The following is a 25,446-nucleotide window of genomic DNA, read 5'->3' as shown; positions in this document are numbered from 1 at the left end:
GGCATGAGAAGGATGCACCAGTAATGGGGGCAGGGGGAGAGCAGTACAAGGTGGATACCGACGCGGTCCCGGCACCGCGCCGGCGCTGGCGCTGGAAGCGGCTGCTGTGGCTGCCGGTGCTGCTGGTGGGGTTCAGCTGCCTGCAGGTGCTGGTGCTGCGCTTCGTCGATCCGCCGCTGTCGATGGTGATGGTCTGGCGCTATGGCGAGGCGCTGGGGCAGGGTGACGGCTCCTACCGCCTGCACTACCAATGGCGTGACCTGCAGCAGATGGCGCCGAGCCTGCCGATCTCGCTGGTGGCCGCCGAGGACCAGCGCTTTCCCGACCACCGCGGTTTCGACCTGCAGGCCATTGAAAAGGCCCGCGACCACAATGCCCGCGGCGGTCGCCTGCGCGGGGCCAGCACGATCAGCCAGCAGGTCGCCAAGAACCTGTTCCTGTGGCAGGGCCGCAGCTGGATCCGCAAGGGTCTGGAGGTCTGGTATACGGTGCTGATCGAGGCGTTCTGGCCCAAACAGCGGATCCTGGAGATGTACGCCAACATCGCCGAGTTCGGCGATGGCGTGTATGGCGCGCAGGCGGCGGCGCAGACGTTCTGGGGCAAGGATGCCGCGCGGCTGAGCCCGGCCGAGAGCGCGCGCCTGGCCGCCGTGCTGCCGGCACCGCGCCGTTACAACGCGGCGCGGCCGGGGCCGTACGTGCAGCGGCGTGCCGCGTGGATCCAGCGCCAGGCACGGCAGCTGGGCGGCGCGGGCTACCTGCAGGACGACTGAGTACAATCCGGCGATGACCCCGCAACGCCTCACCATCGTCATTGCCGCCCACAACGAGGAGCGCGCGCTGCCCCTGCTGCATCCGCGGCTGTGCTCGGTGCTCGATGGCCTGGATGGAATCGATGGACACATCCTGTACGTGGACGATGGCAGCACCGATGCCACCTGGGCGACGATCGAGGCGCTGGCCCAGGCCGAGCCGCGGGTGTCGGCGCTGAAGCTGTCGCGCAACTTCGGCAAGGAGGCCGCGCTGACCGCGGGGCTGGACCAGGTGCGCGAAGGCGCTGCGATGATCCTCGATGCCGATGGGCAGGACCCGCCGGAGCTGGTGCCGCAGTTCGTCCAACGCTGGCGCGAGGGGTATGACAATGTGTATGGCACCCGACTGGTGCGCGACGGCGAAAGCTGGAGCAAGCGCGCCACCGCGGCGATGTTCTACCGGGTGATCGGGCGCCTGTCGCGGACGCCGATTCCGGCCGATACCGGGGACTTCCGCCTGCTGTCGGCGCGTGCACTGAGCGCGTTGCGTGAAATGCGTGAGCGTCACCGGTTCATGAAAGGACTTTTCAGCTGGGTGGGGTTCCGCCGCATCGCGGTGCCCTACCAGCGGCACGCACGGCTGGCCGGCAACAGCAAGTTCAGCCTGTGGCGCCTGTGGAATTTCGCCCTGGAAGGGATCACCGGATTCTCGACGGTGCCGCTGCGGGCGGCCACCTACCTGGGCCTGGCCACGGCGGCGGTGGCTTTCCTGTTCGGGGTCTGGGTGATCGTGAAGGCGGCGCTGTACGGCGACCGCGTCGCCGGCTGGCCGACGATGATGGCGGTGATCCTGTTCCTGGGCGGGGTGCAGCTGATCGCGCTGGGCCTGATCGGCGAGTACCTGGGGCGGCTGTACGAGGAGTCCAAGCAGCGGCCGTTGTATCTGGTTGACGCGTGGCTCGCGCCTTCCGTGGCAGACTCGGGGCTGCAACCCACCCTGGGAGGGCAGGCAGATGACGTCGGTACGGCAACTGTTGGACGGCAAGTCCCCTGAAGTACATGCGGTCGCGCCCGGTGCGGCAGTGATCGATGCGATCCGGCTGATGGCCGAGAAGGGCATTGGCGCGGTGCTGGTGATGGAGGGGCCGCGACTGGTCGGCATCCTGTCCGAACGCGATTACGCCCGCAAGATCGTGCTGCATGACCGTTCCTCGCGCGATACGGCGGTCTCGGAAATCATGACAGCCCGGGTGGTGACGGTGTCGCCGGGTGAACAGGTCGAGCACTGCCTGCAGCTGGTGACCGATTACCGCATCCGGCACCTGCCGGTGGTCGAGGGCGGCCAGGTACTGGGGGTGATCTCCATCGGTGACCTGGTGAAGGCGGTGATCGATGCACAGCGGCGTGAGCTGGATCAGCTGCAGCAGTACATCGTGGCGGGGTGAGATTCCCGCGCTGGCGGGCGTGCAGCCCGCCGGCCCGCTTTCCCGGCAGGCGCCATGCGTGCGGATGCCCATGGCTGGCGCCGCGGGCCGCGCGGCTACTTCGCGTAGTGCCCACCGCAGTTGGCATCCTTGCCCGGGCCCAGCTCGATGGTGGCCAGCAGGGCTGCCGGCGGCGCGATGCTGCCCAGCGTCAAGGCCACTGCGCCGCGCAGACCCAGTGCCTTGAAGTCCGGCCGGAACGAGGGATCCTTGAAGCTGCCGCCGATGCGCAGCGGTGAGCGCAGCACCAGGATGCTCTTGTCCTTCGGCCGCGGCCTGAGCAGCAGATCCAGGGTCTCGTCGCGCAGGCTGACATCGCCTTCGCCGATGACCAGGGTATCGGTGGTGTCCACCGCCAGGGCCCGGCTGCTCATCAGGCCGTCGCGCACGCTGAAGTCGGCGAAGGCGCAGCGCAGCGGAATCTGCCTGTCACCGGTGACCAGGAATTTCAGCGATTCGGTGATGTCCAGGCCGGCCAGTTCCATCACCAGGTTGCCCACGTGGCCGCGGCCCATGCCCACCGCCACGTTGCCGCTGCTGCCGCCGAGCATGGCGGCGATGGAGTTGCCGTGGCCGCTCAGGTCGATGTCTCCACTGATGCCGCCCTTGGCCTGCTCGGCCAGCTTCGCATCGGGGAACAACTGGCCCAGCTGCACGCCGCGCACGCGGGCCTTGAGCGAGGTGGCGATCTGCGGGCGCCGCGCATCCATGCGGATCGTGCTGCGGATATCGCCACCGGCCACGCCGAAGTTCAGCGGGTCCAGCCGCAGCACGCCATCGTCCAGCAGCAGGTGCGCATCCATATCGTCCAGCGGCAGCTTCGGCGCGTTGATGCGCTGGGCCTTCCAGCGCACGTCGGCATCCATCGCACGCAGCTTGGCCAGGTTGTACGGCGTGGCGGGCAGCACCTTCGTGCTGGCGGCCACGCGTGCCGCGTCGGCCTTCTGCTCGGCGTTGGCGGTTTCGCCGCCCCCGGTCTTCGGCGGGGCCCCCACGAAACCGGCCAGGTCGTCGAAATCGAGGCGGCGGGATACCAGGTTGGCGGTCATGCGCGGGCGCTCGCGGCCGACCTCGAACTGCACGTCGCCTCCCAGATCGCTGTCGCCGACCTTGCCGGTGAAGTTCTCGTAGCGCCAGACCTGGTGATCGCGTTTCAGGCGGCCCTCCAGCGCATAGGGCGGCGACGGCGGGATGGCGATGCCCAGCAACGGGTAGAGGTCGGCCATGTCCTTGCCGCTGAGGGCGAACTGCAGGTCGAACACCTGCAGCTGGAACGGGTTGGTCAGGGTGCCTCGCGCGATTGCACGGGTGGCGCCGGCGCGGCCATCCAGATGGATGCGGAAGGGATGGGCGCTGTCGGTCAGTTCCAGCGGTGACTCGGTACCGCCGTTCAGGGTGAACGGATTGCCCTGCCAGCGTCCCTTGCCGTCCACCCGCAGCGGCGGCGCGGCGTCGGCCTGCCGCGGCTGCCCGCTGCGGACGTTGACGCGGATGTCGGTGCGGCCGAGCGCGTCGAGGAACTGCAGGCGGCCGTCGTCGATGCGCAGGCGCTTGAGCTGCGGGGTGCTGCCGCCCTTGCTGTCGCCCAGGAAATCCCAGTTGCCCGGATCGCCCTTGCGCGGCGCGGTTTCCAGCAGCACATCCGGGCGGGTCAGGCGGATTTCCGGCAGCTGCACGCTGCCGCGCAGCAGCGGCCAGACGCGGATGTCGATCTCCACACGGTCTGCGCTGGCCATCTGCGGCTGCCTGGCCCAGGGTGCATTGGCGAAGGTGATCGTGTCGGCGCGGATCGTGCTGGTGCGGCCGAGGTCGACATCGAGGTTGCCGATCTGCAGGCTGCGCCCGGTGCGCGCCTGCACGGCGCGCTCGACCGGGCCCTTGAACCAGTTCCAGTCCCACAGCGCGATCAGCACCAGCAGGGCTGCCAGCAGCAGGATCAGGACAGCCAACCAGCGCTGGCCGCGGCGGCCAGGGCGGCGAAGACGCCAGCGGGAGGCGTGTGGCGCAGTCTGTGGAGCGGTGTCATTCACGCTGCCATGGTTGCCCCGTCGGGGTGGACGGGGCGCGAAGCGTTCATGTGCGTGGCGTGCACAACCGCCCCGGCTGGCCGGGCGGGCCCCGGCCGTCGTCGCCGAGCGGCGGCGCTCAGAGCACCTGCATGGTGACGGCGACGAAGTGGCAGACGCTGCCGCCGATCACGAACAGGTGCCAGATGGCGTGCGAATAGGGGATCGACTCGCGGTGGTAGAAGTAGGTGCCCAGCGTGTAGGACAGGCCGCCGCCGAACAGCCAGGCCAGGGTGCTGCCGTCGATGGACGCCCACATCGGCTTGATCGCCACCACCACCAGCCAGCCCATGGCGATGTAGATCACCGTGGACAGCACCTTGAACCGGCCGGTATAGAACAGCTTGAACACCACGCCGCCCAGTGCCAGCGCCCAGATCGCGGTGAACAGGCCCCAGCCCCAGGGGCCGCGCAGGCCGATCAGGGTGAACGGGGTATAGGTGCCGGCGATCAGCACGTAGATCGCGCAGTGGTCGAAGACCTTCAGCCTGCCCTTGGCCAGCGGATGCTGGATGGCGTGGTACAGGGTGGAGGCGGTGTACAGCAGCAGCAGGGCGATGCCGAACACGATCGCGCTGGCCAGCTGCCAGCCGTCGCCGTAGATGGCGGCAAGGGTGATCAGCACCGCGCTGGCGGCGAGGGCGAACACAGCGCCCAACCCGTGGGTCAGGGCGCTGGCGATTTCTTCACGGATCGAGGCAACGGAAGTCGTGGACATGGCGTAGGCATCGTTCGCAGGGAGGGGGACCTGCACCCCGCTATCATCGCCGCGATGGCGGGCGCGTGCACCCCTGCCACCGTATGGTTGCCCGCTGCCGTTGGCCCGCGCGGTGCGTGGCGCAACGGCCAGGACCGGCCGGGGTCAGCCGGCCGCCACGGTGTGGGCGGCTTCGCGGGTGGCCGAGAAGCGCACGTCGGGCGCGCGTTCCTGGGCCAGCTGCAGATTGACCCGGGTCGGCGCCAGGTAGACCAGGTGACCGGCCGCATCCAGTGCCAGGTTCAGCGCATTCTTCTCGCGGAACTCCTCCAGCTTCTTCTCGTTGCTGCAGTGGACCCAGCGCGCGGTCGTGACGCTGACCGGCTCGAAGGTGGCTTCCACGCCGTACTCGTCCTTCAGGCGGTAGGCGGCCACGTCGAACTGCAGCACACCCACCGCGCCGAGGATCAGATCATTGCTGGTCAGCGGGCGGAAGAACTGGGTGGCGCCTTCTTCGGACAGCTGGGCCAGGCCCTTCTGCAGCTGCTTGAGCTTGAGCGGATCGCGTAGGCGGGCACGACGGAACAATTCCGGGGCGAAGTTCGGGATGCCGGTGAAGGTGATCGCCTCGCCCTCGGTGAAGGTATCGCCGATGGAGATGGTGCCGTGGTTGTGGATGCCGATCACATCACCCGGCCACGCCTCGGCGGCGATTTCGCGGTCGCTGGCCATGAAGGTCAGCGCGTTGGCCAGCTTCATGTCCTTGCCGGTGCGCACGTGGAAGGTCTTCATGCCGGCGCTGAAGCGGCCCGAGCAGACGCGCATGAACGCCACACGGTCGCGGTGCTGCGGGTCCATGTTGGCCTGGATCTTGAACACGAAGCCGGTCAGCTTGTTTTCCTGCGGATCGATCTGGCGGCCGGTGCTGGCGCGCGCCTGCGGCGGCGGTGCGTGTTCGACGAAGAAATCCAGCAGCGGCTGCACGCCGAAGTTGTTCACGCCGGAGCCGAAGAACACCGGGGTCTGCTTGCCGTCGCGGTAGGCCTGCAGGTCGAACGGATGGCTGGCGCCCTGCACCAGTTCCAGCTCGTCGCGAAGCTCGGCCAGCATCTGCGCACCGATCTTCTCGGCCAGGCCGGGGGCATCGATGGACGGGAAGATGGTCGAATCCTGGCGGGTGAAGTTGCGGCCGGGTTCGTACAGGTGCACTTCGCCGGTCAGCAGGTGGACCACGCCCTTCAGCCGCTGGCCCATGCCGATCGGCCAGGTGACCGGCGCGCACTGGATGCCGAGCACCGTTTCCACTTCATCCAGCAGCTCGATCGGGTCCTTGCCCTCGCGGTCGAGCTTGTTGATGAAGGTCATGATCGGGGTGTCGCGCAGGCGGCAGACCTCCATCAGCTTGATGGTGCGTTCTTCCACGCCCTTGGCCACGTCGATCACCATCAGCGCCGAGTCCACCGCGGTCAGCACGCGGTAGGTGTCCTCGCCGAAGTCGGCGTGGCCGGGGGTATCGAGCAGGTTGACGATCTTGCCTTCGTACGGGAACTGCATCACCGAGGAGGTGACGGAGATGCCGCGTTCCTTTTCCAGCGCCATCCAGTCGGAGGTGGCGTGACGGGCGGCCTTGCGGCCTTTTACCGAGCCGGCCATCTGGATCGCGCCCCCGAACAGCAGCAGCTTTTCGGTCAGCGTGGTCTTGCCGGCGTCAGGGTGGGAAATGATGGCGAACGTGCGGCGACGCGACGCTTCGGTGGCGACTTCGGACATGGCGGTGGCGCCCGCATGGGGCGCTTTTCAAAGAGATAAGCGCCCGATTATACCGGCCGGGGCCGGTCAGCGCCCGATGCCGCCCTCGGCGCTGCCCGGGCGGGCGAACTGGAGCTGGCCCTGCGCGGTGAAGATGCGCACCGGCACCGAGCGCAGGCCCATGCCGCGATTGACCTGGACGACGAAATGCAGGTGCGGCGCGGTGCTGTAGCCGCTGTTGCCGGACAGGGCGATCGGCTGGCCGGCCTGCACCGCCTGGCCCGGGCGCACGCGCATGCCGCCGGCCTGCAGGTGGGCGTACATCGCCATGCTGCCGTCGCTGTGCAGGATGCGGATGAAGTTGGCGCGGCCGCCATCGCGTTCACGGTCCAGGCCATGGCCGCGGTATCCATCCTGCACCTGCATCACCGTGCCTTCGCGTGCGGCCTGGACCAGCGTGGCTTCGGGCAGGGCGAAGTCGATGGCGTCGCGGTTCTCTTCGTCATCGTGGCTGAACTGTCCCTGCGGGGCCTGGTCCACGCGCAGGCGCACGGCATCGAAGGGCAGGCGGTAGGCCACGTCCTCGGCCCGCGCGGCGGGACTGCCCGGCACCGACTGCAGGCGCAGGTCCAGTGCGCGGCCTGCGTCGGGTGCGGGCAGATGGCCGACCACCAGGCTGCCCGCACCCTGCACCAGCGACTGCACCGGCAGACCGTCGATCCGGCTGCCGGGGGCCGGGCGCAGTTCGATCTGCACCGGGCCGTACAGCGGGTTGTCGATCCGTGCCTGCCATTGCTCGCCAACCGCCTGCAGGCGCAGCCGCACCCCGGCCGGGGCCGGTTGCCCGGCCGCGCTGGCCGCTGCGGTGTTGCCGGGCAGCAGGCCCCAGCCCTGGCGCCAGTCGCTGGCGTGGGCTGCGTTGGCCAGCAGGAACAGCGGGATCAGCAGGCAGGTCAGGGGGCGCGGCATCGGTGGATCCAGGGCAGAACACCGCCGGGACTGTACCCGATCCTGAACGAGGCAGTGCCGGGCCGGTCCGCCGGCGCTCGCGGTTCCCCCGGAAGGTGATGCGAAAAATATTCATCGCTTTATCCGCATGAAGGGATTGACATGCCCGGCAGAGGCTGGCATCGTGGCTCCACCATCGAGACCGGCAGAGGGACAGGCCCTTTGAAGCCGGGGCAGCCCGCAGACGCGAAAGCGCCTGCGTAGGTGCCAAATCCTGCGGGGACCGTGGCGTCCACCGAAAGATGGTTCGAACCATGCACGCGCCGTGCATCTCGAACGCGAGCCCCGCGAAGGCTCGATGGCCGATTCCCCTACCGGATCCTGCCATGAGCTTCGCCACCTGCACCGCGCTTCGCCCCGAACCCTTTGTCCCCGTCAGCGTGCCGGTCGATGACCGCGTGCATGCCGAGCGCGGCGAGTTCGCCGCTGTGCTGTCGATGCGTCATGCCGGTCCCGCTCCGGTACGCCTGCGCTACGAATGGGTCGGCCCGGCCAGCGCGCCGGTGGTGGTGCTGGCCGGCGGCATTTCCGCACATCGCCACGTGGCGTCCAATGCGCAGTTCACGGAGAAGGGCTGGGCCGAAGGGCTGGTCGGCAGCGGTCGCGCCCTGGATCCGCAGCACCTGCGCGTGCTGGCGTTCGACTTCATCGGTGCCGACGGTGCGCTGGATGTACCGATCGATACCGCCGACCAGGCGGATGCGCTGGCCCTGCTGCTCGACCATCTCGGCATCCGCGCGCTGAAGGCGTTCGTGGGCTACTCCTACGGCGCGCTGGTCGGCCAGCAGTTCGCGATCCGCCACCGCGCCCGCGTGCGCCAGCTGGTCCTGGCCAGTGGTGCGCATCGTCCGCATCCCTACGCCGCGGCCTGGCGTGCGCTGCAGCGCCGCGCCGTGGCCCTGGGCCAGCTGCAGTGCGGCGAAGACCACGGGCTGGCACTGGCCCGGCAGTTCGCGATGCTCAGCTATCGCACGCCGGAGGAATTCGGCGAGCGTTTCGACGCAGCGCCTGAAGTGATCAACGGCCGGGTGCGCGTCGCTGCCGAGGACTACCTGGATGCCGCAGGCGCGCAGTACGTCGCCCGCACGCCGGTGACCGCCTACCTGCGCCTGTCCGAATCGATCGACCTGCACCGCGTGGACCCGCGCGCGATCCTGCCGCCCACGGTGGTGATCGCAGTGGAGGGCGACCGCCTGGTGCCGCTGGCCGATCTGGTCGGCCTGGTGGAAGGGCTGGGTCCGCGCGGCAGCCTGCGCGTGCTGCGCTCGCCCTATGGTCACGACGCCTTCCTCAAGGAAACCGATCGCATCGACGCGATCCTCGCCACCGCCTTCCGCACTTCTGGAGAGTCCGCATGAGCCTGCACGCCGCCGAGTCGTCCTGTTGTCGCACCACTGCCGCCGTCCGCGCCGGCATCGATCGTGATACCGCCCACGGGGCGGTCACGCCGCCGATCGTGCTGTCCTCGAACTTCAGCTTCGATGGTTTCGGCAACAAGCGGCAGTACGATTACACGCGCAGTGGCAACCCGACGCGCGATCTGCTGGGGGAGGCCCTGGCCGAACTGGAAGGCGGTGCGGGCGGGGTGGTCACTGCGACCGGCATGGGGGCGATCAACCTGGTGCTGAACGCCCTGTTGCAGCCCGGCGACACCCTGGTGGTGCCGCATGATGCGTATGGTGGCAGCTGGCGCCTGTTCAACGCGCTGGCGAAAAAGGGCCACTTCCAGCTGGTGACCGCCGACCTGACCGACCCGCGCGCACTGGCGCAGGCACTGGCGACCCAGCCGAAGCTGGTGCTGGTGGAAACCCCGTCCAATCCGCTGCTGCGCATCACCGACCTGCGCTTCGTCATCGATGCCGCGCACAAGGCCGGGGCGCTGGTGGTGGTGGACAACACCTTCCTGTCGCCGGCGCTGCAGCAGCCGCTGTCGTTTGGCGCGGACGTGGTCCTGCATTCGACCACCAAGTACATCAACGGCCACAGCGATGTGGTCGGCGGTGCGGTGATCGCGCGTGACCCGGCAGTGCATGAGCAGCTGGTGTGGTGGGGCAATGCGCTGGGCCTGACCGGTTCGCCGTTCGATGCGTTCCTGACCCTGCGCGGCCTGCGCACGCTGGACGCCCGGCTGCGCGCGCACCAGGAGAACACCGCCGCGATCGTCGCCCTGCTCGACGCGCATCCGGCCGTTGCCCGGGTGTACTACCCGGGGCTGGCCGATCACCCCGGCCATGCCATCGCCGCCCGCCAGCAGAGCGGATTCGGCGCGATGCTGTCCTTCGAGCTGACCGGCTGCGCGGGCGAGGATCCGCACGCGGGCGTGCGCGCGTTCGTCGATGGTCTGCGCTACTTCACCCTGGCCGAATCGCTGGGCGGTGTGGAGAGCCTGGTCGCGCATCCGGCCACCATGACCCATGCGGCCATGAGCGCCGAAGCCCGCGCGGCTGCCGGCATCAGTGAAGGCCTGCTGCGCCTGTCGGTCGGCATCGAAGGCGAGCGTGACCTGCTGGCCGACCTGGCGGCGGCGCTGGAGCGCGCCGCTGTGGTGGTCGATGCGCCGGCACGCCACAAACAGGTGGTGGACGCATGAGCGCGCTGGCCGCGGAGGTTCCCGCGCTGGCGGTGGGGCGACTGGCGCTGCTGGGCACGGGTACGGTCGGCTCGGCCTTCGTGCAGCGCTACCAGGCGCTGCAGGCGCGCGGGCTGGCCTTGCCCAGCGTGCAGTGGCTGGCCAACTCGCGCACCGCACTGGCGATCGACCGTGATCTGGCGCTGCCGCTGGAACTGGCGCGGCGCGCGCCGCGGGATGGCAAGAACGCGCCGCCGTGGGCCAGCGCCGAAGGCCTGGAGCGTGGCGACGTGGTGGTCGATGCCACCGCCAGCGAAGACGTGGCCGCGCGCCACGCGCAGTGGCTGGCGCGCGGCGTACATGTGGTGACCGCCAACAAGCTGGGCCGTGGCGCGCAGCTGGCACGGGCACAGGCCATCGCCGAACACAGCGCCGATACCGGCGCGCGCTACGGCGACAGCGCCACCGTCGGCGCGGGCCTGCCACTGCTCAGCAGCCTGCGCGCCCTGCTGGCGGGCGGCGACCACATCCACGCCATCGAGGGTGTGCTGTCCGGTTCCCTGGCATGGCTGTTCCACCGATACGATGGCCGCACGCCGTTTTCGGCAGCGGTGCGCGAAGCACGCGCCGCCGGTTACACCGAGCCGGATCCGCGGCTGGATCTGTCCGGCGAGGACGTGCGGCGCAAGTTGCTGATCCTGGCCCGCAGCAGTGGGCTGGCGCTGGACGCTTCGCAGGTGCAGGTGGAGTCGCTGGTGCCGCCGGCGCTGGCGGCCCTGCCGCTGGACGAGGCGGTGGCGGCGCTGGAGCAGCTGGATGCCCCGCTGCAGGCGCGCTGGCAGCAGGCACGCGAGAACGGACGGGTGCTGCGGTTTGTGGGCCGTGTCGACACCGACGGCGCGCAGGTTGGCCTGCGTGAACTGGCGGCCGACCATCCGTTGGCACAGGGCGCGGGCACCGACAACCGCGTTGCGATCCACAGTGACCGCTACCGTGTGCAGCCGCTGCTGATCCAGGGGCCGGGCGCGGGTGCGGAAGTGACCGCTGCGGCGCTGCTGGATGATGTGCTGCGTATTGCCGGTTGAACGGATGCCGCTGTGCCGCCGGGCATGGCCCGGCGCTAGCGTTCACGTCCGCCGGGCGACGCCGCGCCTGCCCAGCGCCTCAACGTGTCTTCAACACCTTCAACAGCGCTGCGTTGAACTGCTTGGGATCCTGCACCTGCGGGGAATGCCCAAGCTCAGCGAACTCGACCAGCGTCGCGCCGGGAATGGCCGCGGTGGCGGCCCTGCCCAGCACCGGATAGTTGCCCAGCGTGGCCTTCAGTCCGGGCGCTGCCAGGTCGCGGCCGATCGCCGTGCGGTCCTTCTGGCCGATGAACAGCGTGGTCGGAACCTGCAGGTGCTTGAGTTCGTAGACCACCGGCTGGTTGAACACCATGTCCGAGGCCAGTGCCTGGCTCCAGGCGACGGCATCCCGGCCCGGGCCCGCGTACATGCCGGACTGCATGCGTGCCCAGGGTTCGTAGGCCGGCTTCCATCTGCCGTCGTAGTACACCTCCAGCTGGTAGCGGCGGATGCTGTCATAGGTGATCTTCAGCTCGCCCGCATACCAGGCATCGACGCTGCGCCACGGCACGCCCAAGGCCTTCCAGTCCTCCAGGCCGATCGGGTTGACCAGTGACAGGCTGCGCAGGTCCTGCGGATACATCAGCGCGTAGCGCACAGCCAGCATGCCCCCCATCGAATGGCCCACCAGGTGCACCGGCTGGCCGCCGAGCTGCAGCTGCTGCAGCAGGGCGTGGGTATTGGCCGCCAGCTGCGCGAAGGAGTACTGGTAGCGCTCGGGCTTGCTGGATTTGCAGAAACCCACCTGGTCCGGTGCGATCACCCGGTAACCGGCGGCCAGCAGCGGCCTGATCGTTTCCTTCCAGGTGGCCGCACAGAAGTTCTTGCCGTGAAGCAGTACCACCACGCCGATCGCCGCTTTCTTCGGTGCGATGTCCAGGTAGGCCATTTCCAGCGGTTGGCGCTGCGAGTCCAGCGCGAATGTCTTTACCGGATAGCCGTAGTCGAAGCCTTCCAGCCGCGGCCCGTAGGTGGGTGCGGCGGGTGCGGCCAGGGCGCTCAGCGGGAGGCAGGCGAGCAGGGCGGTGGCGATCACGCGCATGGGGCAGTCCGGGGCAGGGGAGCCCCGAGCCTAACCGGAACGCAGTGACGATGTCGCGTTGCGCAGCGTCGCGCTGCGCGCGCTGGTCGACCCACGGCCGACTCTGCCAAGGGCCCGGATGCAGGCCGTCATGCGGCGCCGAGCATGGGCCCGGCGCTACGCCTCAGCACTCGATGACGTTCACCGCCAGGCCGCCACGGCTGGTTTCCTTGTACTTGTCCTGCATGTCGCGACCGGTATCGCGCATGGTCTTGATCACCTTGTCCAGCGACACCTTGTGCTTGCCGTCGCCGCGCATGGCCATGCGCGAGGCATTGATCGCCTTCACCGCACCCATGGCATTGCGTTCGATGCACGGAATCTGCACCAGGCCGCCGATCGGATCGCAGGTCAGGCCGAGGTTGTGCTCCATGCCGATTTCCGCAGCGTTCTCGATCTGGCTCGGGTTGCCACCGAGCGCGGCCACCAGGCCACCGGCGGCCATCGAGCAGGCCACGCCCACTTCGCCCTGGCAGCCCACTTCGGCACCGGAGATCGACGCGTTTTCCTTGTACAGGATGCCGATCGCCGCCGAGGTCAGCAGGAAATCGAACACACGCTGTTCGTTCGCACCGGGGCAGAAGCGGTCGAAGTAGTGCAGCACCGCGGGCAGCACGCCGGCCGCGCCGTTGGTCGGCGCGGTGACCACGCGGCCGCCGGCGGCGTTCTCCTCGTTCACGGCCAGCGCGTACAGGTTGACCCAGTCCAGCGTGGTCAGCGGATCGCGCATCGCCGCTTCCGGTTTGGAGGACAGTTCGCGGTACAGCGCCGGTGCGCGGCGACCCACCTTCAGCCCACCCGGCAGCACGCCTTCCTCGCGGATGCCGCGCGCCACGCATGACTGCATCGCGCTCCAGATCTCACGCAGGTTGGCGCGGATCTCGTCTTCGCTGCGCCAGCACTTCTCGTTCTCGAACATCAGCTGGGCGATGCTCAGGCCGCTGCGTGCGGTCTGCGCCAGCAGCTCGTCGCCGCTCCTGAACGGGTAGGGCAGCGGCGTTTCATCGGGCACGATGCGGTCATCGGCGGCATCGTCCTGGTTGACCACGAAGCCGCCGCCCACCGAGTAGTAGTCGCGGGTGGCGATCACTTCGTCATCGGCGTTGTACGCGGTGAAGCGCATGCCATTGGTGTGGTAAGGCAGCTTCTGCCGCTTGTTCATGCCGAGGTCGCGCTTCTCGTCGAAGGCGATCTCGTGCTGGCCCATCAGCTGGATGCGCTTGCTGCTGCGGATGCGTTCCAGCGTGGCCGGAATGATGTCCGGGTCGATCAGGTTCGGGCGCTGGCCTTCCAGGCCGAGCAGGATCGCCTTGTCGGTGCCATGGCCGCGGCCGGTCAACGCCAGCGAGCCGTAGACATCGGCGCGGATGCGTACGACCTCCTGCAGGCGGCCCGGGTCGAGCAGCCAGCGGTGGATGAAGCGCTCGGCGGCCTTCATCGGCCCGACGGTGTGCGAGGAGCTCGGGCCAATGCCGATCTTGAAAACGTCGAACGTGCTGACAGCCATGGTTGCCGTACTGCGGGTACCGGGAGAGAACGCTATTCTAGCGGTTCACGCCGCCGTTCCATGACTGCGGCGCAGCATTCCGCCGAAGGGAGCGAACGCCGGTGTTGATCCTGTTCCAGCGCGACGACTGCCACCTGTGCGACATGGCGCTGGCCGAACTGGCGCGGGCGCGTGCGCCGGAGTTCGAGTCGGTGTTCCTGGACGACCAGCCGGGGCTGGAGGCGCGCTATGGCGCGCGGGTACCGGTGCTGCGCGATGAGCGCGGCGACCGCGAGCTGGACTGGCCGTTCGACGCGGCCAGGGTGCAGGCCTGGCTGGCCGCAGGTTGAATCCGCCGGGCATGGCCCGGCGCTACCCTGTTCCAGGGGGCTTCGGTCGCGCCGGGCCATGCCCGGCGGCGGTGACGGCGTGGGACGCGTCTTATTTCGGGTTGAACTTCACGATCGTGCTGATCGCGGTTTCGTCGGGGATGGTCTTGGTATCGGCCCAGTCGCCGCCGCCCACGCCGAAGTCCAGGCGCTTGACCGTGGCCTTGCCGGTCAGCACCGGCTGCGCACCCGGCTTCCAGCTGAAGGTGAAGGTGACCGGCTTGCTGACACCCCGCAGTTCCAGCGTGCCGTCGGCAGCGAACTGGTCGTTGCCGATCGCGCGGAAGCCCTTGGCGGTGTAGCGCGCGGTGGCGAACTTGCCGACATTGAAGAAGTCCGCGCCCTGCAGGGTCGAGTCACGGTCGCTGTTGCCGCTCTTGGCGCCGGCCAGCGGAATCACCACGTCCAGCGATCCGGCGGCCGGGTTGGCCGGGTCGAAGCTGAGCCGGGTCGCAAAACCGGGGAAGCTGCCGGTGAACACTTCGCCGTCGTACTTGCTGGCGAAGGCCAGGAACGAACCGGCGCCCGGCGCCTGCGCGTAGTCGGCGGCAAACACCGGAGCGGCGGCCAGCATGCCGGCCAGGGCGGCGGCCACGGCGGCCGGGGTGGTCAGTTTCAGGGTCATCGTTCAGTCCTTCTGGGGAGAGGCGAGCCAGCCGCGCGGCAACATCCGGGACAGCGTGGCGTCGCGCTGGAACAGGTGGTGGTAGAAGGCGGCGCCGGCGTGGGCCAGCACCACCGCGATCAACAGCCAGAATCCATACTCGTGGATGGCGTGGGAGACCGCCACGACCTGCGGGTCGGGGCCGCTCAGCTTGGGCACATCGACCAGGCCGAACCAGCGGAACGGACGCAGGCCGCTGGCCGAGTCGTACAGCCAGCCCGACAGCGGAATGGCGAACATCAGCACATACAGCAGCACGTGGGTGGCACTGGCGATGCGCTCCTGCCAGCTGGGCACGCCCGGCACCGGCCTGGGCGCGCCGGCATACAGGCGCCAGCCCAGGCGCAGCAGCACCAGTGCCAGCACGGTGATGCCGATCGATTTGTGCGCGGTGTAGACCCAGAAGTACTTCGGGGTCTTGGGCAGCTCGCCCATGGTCAGGCCGACCACGCCGAGGGTGAGGATCAGCAGGGCGATCAACCAGTGCAGGGTCTGGCTGACGCTGCCCCAGGCGGCGGGGGTGTTCTTGGCGGTCATGAAGGATCCTTGGGGGCCGTCTGGCTGTCGGAGTGTGCGTCCGGGGCGGGAGTTCCCGGCCTGTCGCTGCGGTCGAGGGTGGCTTCAGCCTCGATCCTGACCTGCACGGTGTCGCCGATTACGCCCGGCCAGGCGGTAATGCCGAATGCGCTCCGGCTCAACGTGGTGGTCGCCGAGAAGCCGGCGGTGCGCCGGAACGGGGGCAGCGGGTAGCGCTTGACCGCATTGCGGGTCACGTCCAGCGTGACCTCCTGGCTGACCCCGCGCAGGGTCAGGGTGCCGACCACCCGCGCACGCTGGTCATCGATCGGTTCGACCCGGCTGGACACGAAGCGCGCGGTGGGGAAGCGTTCGCCATCCAGCAGGCTGCGGGCCAGGGTGGCCTGGTTCCATTTGGCATCCCCGAGGTCCAATCGCGACACCGGGATCTCGACCTCCAGGGTCGCGTCCTGCCAGTTGTCGCTATCGAACTGCAGATGGCCCTGGCTTCCGGAGATCGTGCCCAGCGCCTGCGAGTACCCGGCGTGGTCGATCGCAAACAGCACGCGGGTATGCACCGGATCGATGCGGTAGGCCTCGGTGCCGGCCCAGGCGGGGGCGGTGGCAAGCAGCATCGGCAGCAGGGCCAGGCAGAAGCGCATGGGCGAAGGGCTCTGGAAAAGGTCGTTCGATCATACCCACAGGCTCCCGGCAACGCTGTGTGCACGGCTGCAACAGTTCGTGGTGGCGATGCGGCTGGAAACAGGCTGTTGCAGCGATGGCCCCGACCGTGTGTGACAATCGGGACAGGACAGGGGGTTCAGGATGACGAACGGCTGGCGCCGGTGGTGCCAAGGCATCGCAGGAGCAGGTCTGGTGCTGTGGACGCTTTCGGCGTTGGCCACGACCTTGGACATGGCGGGAGAAACACCGCGCATGCGGCGCTTCGGTGCGGCCGAAGGGTTGCCGTCGCGCATGGTGCTGGCGTTGGCCGAAGACCGCCAGGGCCATGTCTGGGCCGCCACCGATGGCGGCCTGGTCCGCTACGACGGCGGCGAGCTGCGGGTCTGGGAACACGACCCCACGCAGCGCGATTCCCTGCCGGGCAACGAAATCGAGACCCTGCTGGTGGATCCGCTCGACCGAGTCTGGGTCGGCATCAACGGCAAGGGCCTGGCCCGGCTGGATGCGGACCGCGAGCGTTTCAGGACCTTCGAGGCCATCAGCGAGGGCTGCCAGGGGCAGTTCTGGACGCTGGCCTACGCCGAGGGCGCGCTGTGGATCGGCAGCAGCAGCCACGGCGTGTGCCGCGTCGGCGAGGACGGCAGCCTGCGCCACTTCCGCCACGACCGCGCGCATCCCGGGGGGTTGCCCAGCGATACCGTCTACAGCAGTCTTGTCGATGCGCAGGGCCGGCTGTGGGTCGGCACCGAGGCCGGTCTGGCGCGCTGGAACGGGCAGGCCTTCGAGGCCATCGCGCCGCGCGAACTGGGCACGGTCAGCGTGCTGCGGCTGAGCCGCGACAGCGACGGCGCGATCTGGGTGGGAACCCAGGGCGACGGCCTGTTCCGCGTCGACGTGCACGACCAGGTCAGCCGCCCCGCATGGGCCGGCAGCGCCCAGCTGCGTTCGGCGCTGGTCCTGCCCGATCGGCAGGGCGGCTACTGGGCGGGCACCTCCGATGGGCTGCTGCGCGGGGATGCACAGCAGCTGCGCCGGCTGGAAGGCGACCGTGGCAGTGGCTTCCTGACCGGTCACAGTGGCGTGCTGGATCTGCTGCAGGATCATGAGGGGGGGCTGTGGGTGGCGCTGCTGACCCAGGGCCTGGCCTACCTGCCGCCGGACTGGCGCCGCTTTTCCACCTGGTACCAGGTCGATGGCAAACCGCTGGACAGCCAGTATCTGCTGAGCGCGGCCAGCGATGGCCGGAACTATTACGTCGGTTCGGCCCACGGCGTCTACCGGTTGGATGCGCAGGGCACGTTGAGCCTGCTGGCCAGCGATCGCGAACTGGGCAGCGGCGCGGTGTGGTCGGTATTGCCGCGCCCGGACGGGCGGCTGTGGCTGGGCCGTGCCGGGCGCATCAGCGAGTACGATCCGACCACCCGCGCGCTGCGCGACTGGCGCATCGAAGGCGGGGCCGACCTGCGCCAGCGCATCGACCTGATGCGGCAGGCACCGGATGGCACGGTCTGGGTGTCGGTGATGAATCTGGGGCTGCAGCAGCGCAGTGCCGATGGACGGCTGCTGCGCAGTTTCAGCCTGGGCGCCCTGCACGGCGCCACCGACGCACCGATCGAACAGATCCGCTTCGACCCGCGCGGGCGGGCCTGGGTGATGGGCGAACTCGGCATCTGGCGCGAGCAGGCCGATCGTTTCGAAGCGGTGCCGGGGGTGTCCGCGGGCAGCATCTACGATCTGCTGTGGATCGATCCGAACCAGGTCTGGGTGGCGCGCCTGGGCGCGTTCGAGCGCTACCAGTGGGACGGGTTGAGCCTGCGCCTGATCCAGCGCGTGGATGCCACCGCCGGGATGCCACCGGTCAGCATGGGCGGCCTGGCGCTGGCCCGCGACGGGCGGCTGTGGGCGACCACGCCACGCGGGCTGCTGCGCTGGGATCCCAGACTGCGGCGCGTGCAGCTGTTCAACGAACGCGATGGCCTGCTCGACGCCGAGTTCACCCAGCGCCCGCCGGCCATCGGTGCCGATGGGCGGGTGCTGGCCGTCACCCAGACCGGCCTGGTCGGGTTCGATCCCGATGCAGCCGACCTGGCGCTGCCGCCCTCGCAGCTGGTGATCGCGCAGGTGCGGGTGCGCCGTGATGACGCCCGCGGCTGGCAGCCGCTGCCGACCACCGGGCCGCTGCTGCTGGGACCGGATGACCGCGATCTGCAGATCGACGCGCGCCTGCTGTCCTACGCCAACCCGGCAGGCAACCGTTACCGGTTCCGGGTACAGGGCTACGACCAGAACTGGGTGGAGCAGGGTGGCGATGGCCAGCGGACCTTGTCGCGGCTGCCCCCCGGGGTGTATGCGATCGACGTGCAGGCGGCATCGGCCAGCGGCCCGTGGACGCCCTCGCAGCAGCTGCACGTCAAGGTGCTGCCGCCGTGGTGGCGCAGTGGCATGGCGATCTTCGGCTACGTGATGCTCGGCTCGTTGCTGCTGCTGGCGTTGGTGTGGTCGATCCGGCGGCGCCTGCGCCGCCGCCAGCAGTGGCAGCTGACCGTGCACAAGCAGCAGATCGCCGAGCAGGCCTCGCAGGCCAAGAGCCGCTTCCTGGCCACCCTCGGCCACGAGGTGCGCACGCCGATGACCGGCGTGCTGGGCATGAGCGAACTGCTGCTGGCCACCGAACTGGATCCGGAACAGCGTGGCTACGCCGGGTCGATCCAGCAGGCAGGCAGCCATCTGCTGCGGCTGGTCAATGATGCGCTGGACCTGGCACGGATCGAGGCCGGGCGGCTGGAACTGGACATCCGCCCGTTCGACCTGAACGGCCTGCTCGACCAGGTGCAGGCGCTGATGCAGCCGATGGCGAGCCAGCGCCAGCTGGCGTTCCGACGCGAGGATGCGCTGCCCGGCCCGATCAGCGTCAGTGGCGATGAAATGCGGGTCCGCCAGATCCTGCTCAACCTGCTCGGCAACGCCATCAAGTTCACAGAACGCGGCCATGTCGGGCTGGGGGCGCGGCTGGAGGCCGACGGCGGCGCAGTGACGTTCGAAGTCAGCGACAGCGGGCCGGGCATCAACGCCGAACAGCAGCATCGCCTGTTCCACCGCTTCGAACAGGCCGACGGCCCGCGTACCGCGTCGCGCTATGGCGGCAGCGGGCTGGGCCTGGCGATCTGCCAGGAACTGGCGGTGGCGATGGGTGGCCGCATCGACGTGGACAGCCAGCCGGGCCGCGGCGCGCGTTTCGCGGTGCGCCTGCCGTTGCCGTGGACGCCGCAGCAGGCCACCGCGTCGGGCGAGGCGATGGCATCGCCGGCGCTGCCGCCGCTGCGCATCCTGCTGGTCGAGGATGATGCAACCGTGGCCGAGGTGATCGCCGGGCTGCTGCGCGGTCGCGGCCACAGCGTGGTGCATGTGCTGCACGGCCTGGGCGCACTGTCGGAGATCGCGACCGAGGGCTTCGATGTCGGCCTGCTCGACCTGGACCTGCCGGCACTGGATGGCACCGCCATTGCCCGCCAGCTGCGTGCACTGGGCTACGAACTGCCGCTGGTGGCGGTGACCGCACGTTCGGATGCCTACGCCGAAACGCAGGTGCTGGCGGCCGGCTTCGATGGTTTCCTGCGCAAGCCGGTCACGGGCGATCTGCTGGTGGCAGCGATTGCCCAGGCACGCGGAAAACGGCAGAGCAACGTCTAGGCACGGCAGTGCGCGGCGTGAATTGCGTGACTTTCGGTTTACCATGCCGACGCCCACGGCGTGGGATCATCATCAGCAGCATGAGGAGGCAATCGGTGGCGTATCTGCGGGCGGCAACGCTGCTGCTGATCCTGCTGTGCTGCGTGGCGCCCGCCGCGGCGCAGCCGGTGCCACCGACGCCGCGGCAGGTCACGGTGTTCGACGGCTTGCCGTCCAACACGGTCAACCGCATGGCCGAAGACCGCTACGGCTACCTGTGGATCGCCACCAACGATGGCCTGGCCCGCTATGACGGCCGCAACTACCGGATCTGGCGTTCCGAAGACGGGCTGCGCGACAACCGCATCTGGAGCGTGCTGGTGGATGCGCGCAACGAACTGTGGATCGGAACTGAGAACGCCGGGCTGGTGCGGATGTCGGCCGACCGGCGCCAGCTGCGCTTCTACGACCGCAGCAGCCAGCCGCTGATGGGCAGCAACACGGTATGGAGCCTGGCCACCACGCCCGATGGCGCGATCTGGTTCGGTACCCACGAAGGCGGCCTGTACCGGCTCGACAGCAATGACCGCCTGCAGCGGTTCCTGCCCGAGGCGAACAATCCACGCAGCGTGCCGGCGGCGTCGGTGCCCTATCTGGCGACCCTGGCCGACGGCAGCCTGTGGGTGGGCACCAAGCACGGCGTCGCGCGCTGGACCGGCACCGACTTCGAGCGGGTCGGCAGCAGCCTGGTGCCCAGCCTGCTGATCAACGGCCTCAGCACCGAACCCGATGGCAGCCTGTGGATCAGCACCCTGGCCGGAGCCACGGTGCGCCGGCCGGACGGCCATTTCGAGCCGGTGCCGTGGTCGCTGCCGGCGGGCGACCAGGTGCTGGGCATGATGCTGCGTGACGAACAGGGCGGGCACTGGCTGGATACCCGCAGCGGCCTGGGCCGCGCGATCGACGGCCAGTTCCAGACGGTGCCGCTGTACAGCGCGATCGCGCGTGGCCAGGTGCGGCCGAACTGGACCGGCGCCTATGAGGACCGCGAAGGTGGCATCTGGCTGGCCAGCACCAATGCCGGGCTGTGGCATCTGCTGCCGCGCTGGTGGCAGTTCTCGGTGTTCTCGCGGCTGGAGGATGATCCGTCCTCGCTGCGCAATTCCTATGTGCTCGGCACCAGTCCATCCGCCAATGGCGGGGTCTGGACCGTTGGCAGCCACGGTGCGCTGGACCGCTTCGATCCACGTACCGGCACGATCGAACAGCACCGGACCTTCGTCAATGGCATGCACTGGCTGACCTCGGTGCGCGAGGACCGGCAGGGCCGGGTCTGGGTCGGCTCCACCGATGCGCTGATGCGTTACGACCCGCGCCGCGGCGAGCTGCGGCGCTGGGGTCGCGATGCCGGCGCCGACGCGACCATGGAAGGCAACATCGAGGCGATGATGACCTGCGACGGCGACAGCCTCTGGTTGATGCTGTCGGCGGGCCTGCAGCAGCGCGATCTGGAGGGCCACGTGCGCCGCCGCCTGGAGAATGGCGAGGACGGCCTGCAGGCCGGGCAGCTCAACCTGGCCGTGGAATGCGGGCCGCAGGACCGGATCTGGCTGGCCAGCAGCCGCGGCCTGCTGCAGTGGCAGCCGGATGCCCAGCGCTTCCAGCCGGTACCCGGCGCGCCGGCCACCGCGGTGTATGCCCTGCACGTCGGCCAGGACGGGCAGGTCTGGTTGTCCGAGGACGGCCGCCTGTCACGCTATCGGTGGAGCCAGGGCCGCTTGGAGCGGCAGGCGGTGGTCGGTGCCGAACAGGGCTATCCGGCGATCTCGGCCACCGGGCTGGTGGTCGATGCGCAGGGCGTGGCCTGGGCCACCAGCGCCCGTGGGCTGGTGCGGGTGAGCGCCGATGGCGCCAGCGTGCGCCTGTACGGCGTGCATGACGGCCTGCCCAGCCAGGAATTCCGGGAGCACACGCTGGTGGCCACGGCCACCGGCCGCATGGTGGCCGGCACGCCGGCCGGCGTGGTGGTGTTCGACCCCGAGCAGGTGCGCCCGTCCACGCGGCGTGCGCCGCTGGTGATCGAGCGGGTGGAGGTGCGCCGCAACGAGCAGCTGCTGGACCTGACCCACGACACCCCGCTGCAGATCGCCGACGGCGACCGCGACCTGCGCATCGTCGCGCGGTTGTTGTCCTTCGCCGATTCGGCGTCCAATACCTACCGCTACCGCTTGGCCGGTTACGACCCGGACTGGGTGGAAGTGGGGCCGGCAGGCGAACGTCTGTTCTCGCGCCTGCCGCCCGGCGCGTACCGCCTGGAAGTGCAGGCGCGCTCGGCCGACCATGTCTGGTCGCGGGTGCAGACCCTGGAATTCCACGTGCAGCCGCCGTGGTGGCGCAGCCTGTCCGGCCTGCTGGTACTGGCCTCGATCGCGCTGCTGCTGACCAGCTGGTTCGCCTGGTTGTACCGGCGGCGCCTGCAGCGCCGGCATGCCTACCAGCTGGCGCTGCACAAGCAGGAGCTGGCCGAGCACGCGTCGGCGGCCAAGACCCGCTTCCTGGCCAACCTCGGCCACGAAATCCGCACGCCGATGACCGGCGTGCTAGGCATGAGCGAACTGCTGCTGGCGTCACCGCTGGATCCGCAGCAGCGCGGCTACACCCAGTCGATCCGGCATGCCGGCGAGCACCTGCTGCACCTGGTCAACGACGCGCTGGACCTGGCACGGATCGAATCGGGGCGACTGGAACTGCAGTCCAATCCGTTCCCGCTCAACCGCCTGCTTCAGGACCTCGCCGCGCTGATGGGGCCACTGGCCGCGCAGAAGGGCCTGCGCTTCATCCTCGACAACCAGCTGCCGGCGGGACTGCAGGCCACCGGTGACGCCATGCGGGTGCGCCAGATCCTGCTCAACCTGCTGTCCAACGCAGTCAAGTTCACCAGCCGCGGCAGCATCACCCTGCACGCGCGCTGCGATGACGGCACGCAGGGCCTGTATTTCGAAGTGCGCGATACCGGTCCTGGTATCAGCCAGGAACAGCAGCAACGGCTGTTCCGCCGCTTTGAACAGGCCGATGGCGCGCGCACGGCCGCGCAGTACGGCGGCAGTGGCCTGGGCCTGGCGATCTGCCGCGAACTGGCACTGGCGATGCAGGGCCGCATCCGGGTGGAAAGCCAGCTTGGCAACGGCACCTGCTTCGGCGTCAGTCTGCCGTTGCCGGTGCAGCAGGACAGCGCGGGCGAGGGCGGCGCCGAAGGCGAGGGCGCCGATGCCGTGGCCAGCCTGCCGGCGCTGCGGGTGCTGCTGGTGGAAGACGATGCGACCGTGGCCGATGTGATGTGCGGCCTGCTCAGTGCCCGCGGGCATGAAGTGGTACACGCCGGCCACGCGCTGGCGGCGCTGCGCGAGATCAGCGCCGGCGATTTCGATGTCGGCCTGCTGGATCTGGACCTGCCGGGCCTGAGCGGCTTCGAACTGGCCCAGCACCTGCGCAACCAGGGCTACATGCTGCCGCTGCTGGCGGTGACGGCGCGTACCGATCCGGACCTGCAGCAGCAGGTGGAGGCGGCGGGCATCGGTGGCTTCCTGCGCAAGCCGGTGACCGGTGAGCTGCTGGTGGAAGCGATCGCGCGCGTGCTGGGGCGGTAAGGAGGGGGGGCGGCAGGGCTGCGCCCTGCACCTGCCGAAGCCAGAGCAACAGCAACGGCAACGGCAATGGCGGGGATTGCGTGGGATGACGGGGCGGTGTCGGAGTGCGGGGACGCCGCAAGTACGTCCGTGTAGGCTTTTCAGCCGCATCCATGCGGCTGAAACCCCGCACTCCGACACCGCCCCGCCTCTGACAGATCGCCGTGGCTGTTGGTCGATGTCGACCTCGGTCGACACGTCAGTCAGATCCCGGAATTGATCGATCGAGATTCAACAGATCGCGGAATATTGTCGAAGGCGGGGTGGCACCCGCCATCCCATGGAATTCCGCTGTTGCAGTTGCTGTTGCTGTTGCCCTGGCTTCGGCAGGTGCAGGGCGCAGCCCTGCAGGCGCTCTACTCCGCTACTTCTTCCACCTGGCGCGGCTCGGGCCTGGTATCGGGCAGCTGCCAGAAGATCAGCGTCGATGTGAGCGTTATCGCGCCCACGCACAGGAAGGTGGCATGCAGCGCCGCTGTCGCGCCGTGGCCATCCAGATGGCTGCCGAATGCCGCCAGCAGGCTGCCGGCCGCGGCGGCGCCGAAGCCGGCCGCCAGCATCATCACCATCGACAGCAGGCTGTTGCCGGAGCTGGCGAACTCGCGGTCGAGGTCGCGCAGGGTGACGGTGTTCATCACGGTGAACTGCAGCGAATTGACCGCACCGAAGAACGCCAGCTGCAGCAGGCGCCACGCCAGGTGCTGGCCCGGGGTCATCAGGATGAAGCTGGCCATCGCCAGCCCGACCAGCACCGTGTTGACCATCAGCACGCGGCGGTAGCCGTAGCGCTCCACCAGCCTCACCGCCAGCTTCTTCGAGACCATGCCGGCGGCGGCCACCGGCACCATCATCAGCCCGGCGTTCATCGGTCCCAGCCCCAGGCCGACCTGCAGCAGCAGCGGAATCAGCATCGGCATGGCGCTGCTGCCGATGCGCGAGAACAGGTTGCCGAGAATGCCGATGCGGTAGCTCGGCACCCGGAACAACGCCAGCGAGAACAGCGGTGCCGTGGAATTGGCGGCATGCAACCAGTAGCCCACCAGCGCGGCCAGGCCCGCGACCGTCATCAGCATCACCAGCGCATGCGGGGTGCCGAGCCCGGAAATGCCATCCAGTGCCAGTGACAGCACCACCATCGCGAAGGCCAGCATGAGATAGCCGCGCAGGTCGAAGCGGGTGCGATGGCTGGCGTAATGGTCGGGCATGATCTTCATCGCGGCGATGAATCCGATCACGCCGATCGGCAGGTTGATCAGGAACACCCAGTGCCATGAGGCGATTTCGACCAGCCAACCGCCGAGCGTCGGCCCGATCAGCGGGCCCACCAGCGCGGGGATGGCGATGAAGCTCATCGCGCGCAGGAACTGCTCGCGCGCGACCGAACGCATCACCGCCAGGCGGCCGACCGGCAGCAGCATCGCGCCGCCGATGCCCTGCAGCACGCGGGCGCCGACCAGCTGGTGCAGGTGCTGGGCCAGCGCGCAGGCCAGCGACCCCAGGGTGAACAGGATGATGGCCACCAGGAAGGTGCGCCGGGTGCCGTAGCGGTCGGCAATCCAGCCCGATGCCGGGATGAAGGTAGCCACCGCCAGTGCATAGCTGAACACCACCGACTGCATCTGCAGCGGGCTTTCGCCGAGGCTGGCGGCCATCGCCGGCAGGGCCGTGTTGACGATGGTCGAATCCAGCATCTGCATGAAGATCGCCAGCGAGACCAGCCACAGCAGGGGGCGGTGGCGGGAGTAGTCGTCTGGCGGTGCGGACATGGCGTGCGGCCGGTGCTGCGTGGGGGACGCCATGATCGCGCACTGCGGGTCAC

At 69.2% G+C, this 25,446-nt stretch carries 19 protein-coding genes and 1 riboswitch; of the genes, 9 read left to right on the top strand and 10 right to left on the bottom strand.

The window, feature by feature from the left end:
* Window positions 1-23: 23 nt before the first annotated feature.
* The 3 genes from mtgA to Q5Z10_RS16390 are packed head-to-tail and all read left to right on the top strand — an operon-like array spanning window position 24 to window position 2,197.
* Window positions 24-773: a monofunctional biosynthetic peptidoglycan transglycosylase gene (gene mtgA, locus Q5Z10_RS16400; RefSeq protein WP_303636439.1), complete on the top strand. Its 750-nt coding sequence runs from the start codon at window positions 24-26 to the stop codon at window positions 771-773.
* A 13-nt stretch (window positions 774-786) separates the two neighbouring features.
* Window positions 787-1,806 carry a glycosyltransferase family 2 protein gene (locus tag Q5Z10_RS16395; protein WP_303636438.1) on the top strand — a complete coding sequence of 340 codons (1,020 nt, stop codon included), beginning with the start codon at window positions 787-789 and terminating at the stop codon, window positions 1,804-1,806.
* Window positions 1,766-2,197: a CBS domain-containing protein gene (locus tag Q5Z10_RS16390; RefSeq protein ID WP_303636437.1), complete on the top strand. Its 432-nt coding sequence runs from the start codon at window positions 1,766-1,768 to the stop codon at window positions 2,195-2,197. The genes Q5Z10_RS16395 and Q5Z10_RS16390 overlap by 41 nt, the downstream gene beginning before the upstream one ends.
* Window positions 2,198-2,292: 95 nt before the next feature.
* Here Q5Z10_RS16390 and Q5Z10_RS16385 read toward each other — a convergent pair whose 3' ends face one another.
* From Q5Z10_RS16385 to Q5Z10_RS16370, 4 genes are all read right to left on the bottom strand, one after another.
* Window positions 2,293-4,266, bottom strand: coding sequence for an AsmA family protein (locus tag Q5Z10_RS16385; protein ID WP_442758923.1), 1,974 nt, complete (start codon window positions 4,264-4,266; stop codon window positions 2,293-2,295).
* 115 nt (window positions 4,267-4,381) lie between these two features.
* Window positions 4,382-5,020 carry a PAQR family membrane homeostasis protein TrhA gene (trhA, locus tag Q5Z10_RS16380; RefSeq protein WP_303636435.1) on the bottom strand — a complete coding sequence of 213 codons (639 nt, stop codon included), beginning with the start codon at window positions 5,018-5,020 and terminating at the stop codon, window positions 4,382-4,384.
* Between the two features lie 144 nt (window positions 5,021-5,164).
* The gene (locus Q5Z10_RS16375; protein ID WP_303636434.1) at window positions 5,165-6,769 is read right to left on the bottom strand and encodes a peptide chain release factor 3; all 1,605 of its coding nucleotides are present in this window, start codon (window positions 6,767-6,769) and stop codon (window positions 5,165-5,167) included.
* Window positions 6,770-6,835: 66 nt separating this feature from the next.
* Complete coding sequence (locus tag Q5Z10_RS16370; RefSeq protein WP_303636433.1) at window positions 6,836-7,717, bottom strand: M23 family metallopeptidase; 882 nt, start codon at window positions 7,715-7,717, stop codon at window positions 6,836-6,838.
* A gap of 169 nt (window positions 7,718-7,886) precedes the next feature.
* A riboswitch (SAM riboswitch) is annotated at window positions 7,887-8,005 on the top strand.
* Window positions 8,006-8,082: 77 nt separating this feature from the next.
* Between Q5Z10_RS16370 and metX the strand changes: the two genes are divergently transcribed.
* Genes metX through Q5Z10_RS16355 form a run of 3 tightly spaced genes read left to right on the top strand, consistent with a single transcriptional unit; the run spans window position 8,083 to window position 11,410 of the window.
* Window positions 8,083-9,114 (top strand): homoserine O-succinyltransferase MetX, encoded by a 1,032-nt coding sequence (gene metX, locus Q5Z10_RS16365; RefSeq protein WP_303636432.1) that lies wholly within the window; start codon window positions 8,083-8,085, stop codon window positions 9,112-9,114.
* Window positions 9,111-10,346 (top strand): O-succinylhomoserine (thiol)-lyase, encoded by a 1,236-nt coding sequence (locus Q5Z10_RS16360; RefSeq protein ID WP_303636431.1) that lies wholly within the window; start codon window positions 9,111-9,113, stop codon window positions 10,344-10,346. The genes metX and Q5Z10_RS16360 overlap by 4 nt, the downstream gene beginning before the upstream one ends.
* Entirely contained in the window at window positions 10,343-11,410 is a 1,068-nt protein-coding gene (locus tag Q5Z10_RS16355) for a homoserine dehydrogenase family protein (RefSeq protein WP_303636430.1), read from the top strand. Before Q5Z10_RS16360 ends, Q5Z10_RS16355 begins: the two co-directional genes overlap by 4 nt.
* Window positions 11,411-11,489: 79 nt before the next feature.
* Here the strand turns inward: Q5Z10_RS16355 and Q5Z10_RS16350 are convergent, their stop codons facing one another.
* Window positions 11,490-12,494: an alpha/beta fold hydrolase gene (locus Q5Z10_RS16350; RefSeq protein ID WP_303636429.1), complete on the bottom strand. Its 1,005-nt coding sequence runs from the start codon at window positions 12,492-12,494 to the stop codon at window positions 11,490-11,492.
* Between the two features lie 163 nt (window positions 12,495-12,657).
* A complete protein-coding gene (locus Q5Z10_RS16345) occupies window positions 12,658-14,040 on the bottom strand; it encodes an L-serine ammonia-lyase (RefSeq protein ID WP_303636428.1) in 1,383 nt (460 codons plus the stop codon).
* A gap of 101 nt (window positions 14,041-14,141) precedes the next feature.
* On the opposite strand from Q5Z10_RS16345, the gene Q5Z10_RS16340 reads away from it, so the two are divergent.
* Window positions 14,142-14,369 (top strand): glutaredoxin family protein, encoded by a 228-nt coding sequence (locus tag Q5Z10_RS16340; protein ID WP_303636427.1) that lies wholly within the window; start codon window positions 14,142-14,144, stop codon window positions 14,367-14,369.
* A gap of 91 nt (window positions 14,370-14,460) precedes the next feature.
* Here the strand turns inward: Q5Z10_RS16340 and Q5Z10_RS16335 are convergent, their stop codons facing one another.
* From Q5Z10_RS16335 to Q5Z10_RS16325, 3 genes are read right to left on the bottom strand one after another with little or no spacing between them, the layout of a single operon-like run.
* On the bottom strand, window positions 14,461-15,033 hold the full coding sequence (locus tag Q5Z10_RS16335; protein WP_303636426.1) for a YceI family protein: 573 nt from the start codon (window positions 15,031-15,033) through the stop codon (window positions 14,461-14,463).
* A gap of 3 nt (window positions 15,034-15,036) precedes the next feature.
* On the bottom strand, window positions 15,037-15,609 hold the full coding sequence (locus Q5Z10_RS16330; RefSeq protein WP_303636425.1) for a cytochrome b: 573 nt from the start codon (window positions 15,607-15,609) through the stop codon (window positions 15,037-15,039).
* Window positions 15,606-16,250 carry a YceI family protein gene (locus Q5Z10_RS16325; RefSeq protein WP_303636424.1) on the bottom strand — a complete coding sequence of 215 codons (645 nt, stop codon included), beginning with the start codon at window positions 16,248-16,250 and terminating at the stop codon, window positions 15,606-15,608. Before Q5Z10_RS16325 ends, Q5Z10_RS16330 begins: the two co-directional genes overlap by 4 nt.
* Before the next feature lie 163 nt (window positions 16,251-16,413).
* On the opposite strand from Q5Z10_RS16325, the gene Q5Z10_RS16320 reads away from it, so the two are divergent.
* Both Q5Z10_RS16320 and Q5Z10_RS16315 read left to right on the top strand, forming a co-directional pair.
* Window positions 16,414-19,962, top strand: coding sequence for a hybrid sensor histidine kinase/response regulator (locus tag Q5Z10_RS16320; RefSeq protein ID WP_303636423.1), 3,549 nt, complete (start codon window positions 16,414-16,416; stop codon window positions 19,960-19,962).
* A gap of 95 nt (window positions 19,963-20,057) precedes the next feature.
* Complete coding sequence (locus tag Q5Z10_RS16315; protein ID WP_303636422.1) at window positions 20,058-23,588, top strand: hybrid sensor histidine kinase/response regulator; 3,531 nt, start codon at window positions 20,058-20,060, stop codon at window positions 23,586-23,588.
* A 395-nt stretch (window positions 23,589-23,983) separates the two neighbouring features.
* Here Q5Z10_RS16315 and mdtD read toward each other — a convergent pair whose 3' ends face one another.
* The gene (mdtD, locus tag Q5Z10_RS16310) at window positions 23,984-25,393 is read right to left on the bottom strand and encodes a multidrug transporter subunit MdtD (RefSeq protein ID WP_303636421.1); all 1,410 of its coding nucleotides are present in this window, start codon (window positions 25,391-25,393) and stop codon (window positions 23,984-23,986) included.
* Between the last annotated feature and the right edge of the window lie 53 nt (window positions 25,394-25,446).

Source organism: Stenotrophomonas sp. 704A1, from assembly GCF_030549525.1.
GTDB lineage: Bacteria > Pseudomonadota > Gammaproteobacteria > Xanthomonadales > Xanthomonadaceae > Stenotrophomonas > Stenotrophomonas tuberculopleuritidis.
The sequence above is the reverse complement of the archived record's forward strand: the minus strand, read 5'-3'. Positions and strand labels throughout refer to the sequence as shown.

What these genes read in the sequence shown, in the direction of transcription:
- Q5Z10_RS16325 (WP_303636424.1), bottom strand. Translation starts at nt 16,250, where the DNA reads ATGCGCTTCTGCCTGGCCCTGCTGCCGATGCTGCTTGCCACCGCCCCC.
- mdtD (WP_303636421.1), bottom strand. Translation starts at nt 25,393, where the DNA reads ATGTCCGCACCGCCAGACGACTACTCCCGCCACCGCCCCCTGCTGTGG.
- mtgA (WP_303636439.1), top strand. Translation starts at nt 24, where the DNA reads ATGGGGGCAGGGGGAGAGCAGTACAAGGTGGATACCGACGCGGTCCCG.
- Q5Z10_RS16350 (WP_303636429.1), bottom strand. Translation starts at nt 12,494, where the DNA reads ATGCGCGTGATCGCCACCGCCCTGCTCGCCTGCCTCCCGCTGAGCGCC.
- Q5Z10_RS16375 (WP_303636434.1), bottom strand. Translation starts at nt 6,769, where the DNA reads ATGTCCGAAGTCGCCACCGAAGCGTCGCGTCGCCGCACGTTCGCCATC.
- Q5Z10_RS16345 (WP_303636428.1), bottom strand. Translation starts at nt 14,040, where the DNA reads ATGGCTGTCAGCACGTTCGACGTTTTCAAGATCGGCATTGGCCCGAGC.
- metX (WP_303636432.1), top strand. Translation starts at nt 8,083, where the DNA reads ATGAGCTTCGCCACCTGCACCGCGCTTCGCCCCGAACCCTTTGTCCCC.
- Q5Z10_RS16355 (WP_303636430.1), top strand. Translation starts at nt 10,343, where the DNA reads ATGAGCGCGCTGGCCGCGGAGGTTCCCGCGCTGGCGGTGGGGCGACTG.
- Q5Z10_RS16360 (WP_303636431.1), top strand. Translation starts at nt 9,111, where the DNA reads ATGAGCCTGCACGCCGCCGAGTCGTCCTGTTGTCGCACCACTGCCGCC.
- Q5Z10_RS16370 (WP_303636433.1), bottom strand. Translation starts at nt 7,717, where the DNA reads ATGCCGCGCCCCCTGACCTGCCTGCTGATCCCGCTGTTCCTGCTGGCC.
- Q5Z10_RS16395 (WP_303636438.1), top strand. Translation starts at nt 787, where the DNA reads ATGACCCCGCAACGCCTCACCATCGTCATTGCCGCCCACAACGAGGAG.
- Q5Z10_RS16320 (WP_303636423.1), top strand. Translation starts at nt 16,414, where the DNA reads ATGACGAACGGCTGGCGCCGGTGGTGCCAAGGCATCGCAGGAGCAGGT.
- Q5Z10_RS16335 (WP_303636426.1), bottom strand. Translation starts at nt 15,033, where the DNA reads ATGACCCTGAAACTGACCACCCCGGCCGCCGTGGCCGCCGCCCTGGCC.
- Q5Z10_RS16330 (WP_303636425.1), bottom strand. Translation starts at nt 15,609, where the DNA reads ATGACCGCCAAGAACACCCCCGCCGCCTGGGGCAGCGTCAGCCAGACC.
- trhA (WP_303636435.1), bottom strand. Translation starts at nt 5,020, where the DNA reads ATGTCCACGACTTCCGTTGCCTCGATCCGTGAAGAAATCGCCAGCGCC.
- Q5Z10_RS16390 (WP_303636437.1), top strand. Translation starts at nt 1,766, where the DNA reads ATGACGTCGGTACGGCAACTGTTGGACGGCAAGTCCCCTGAAGTACAT.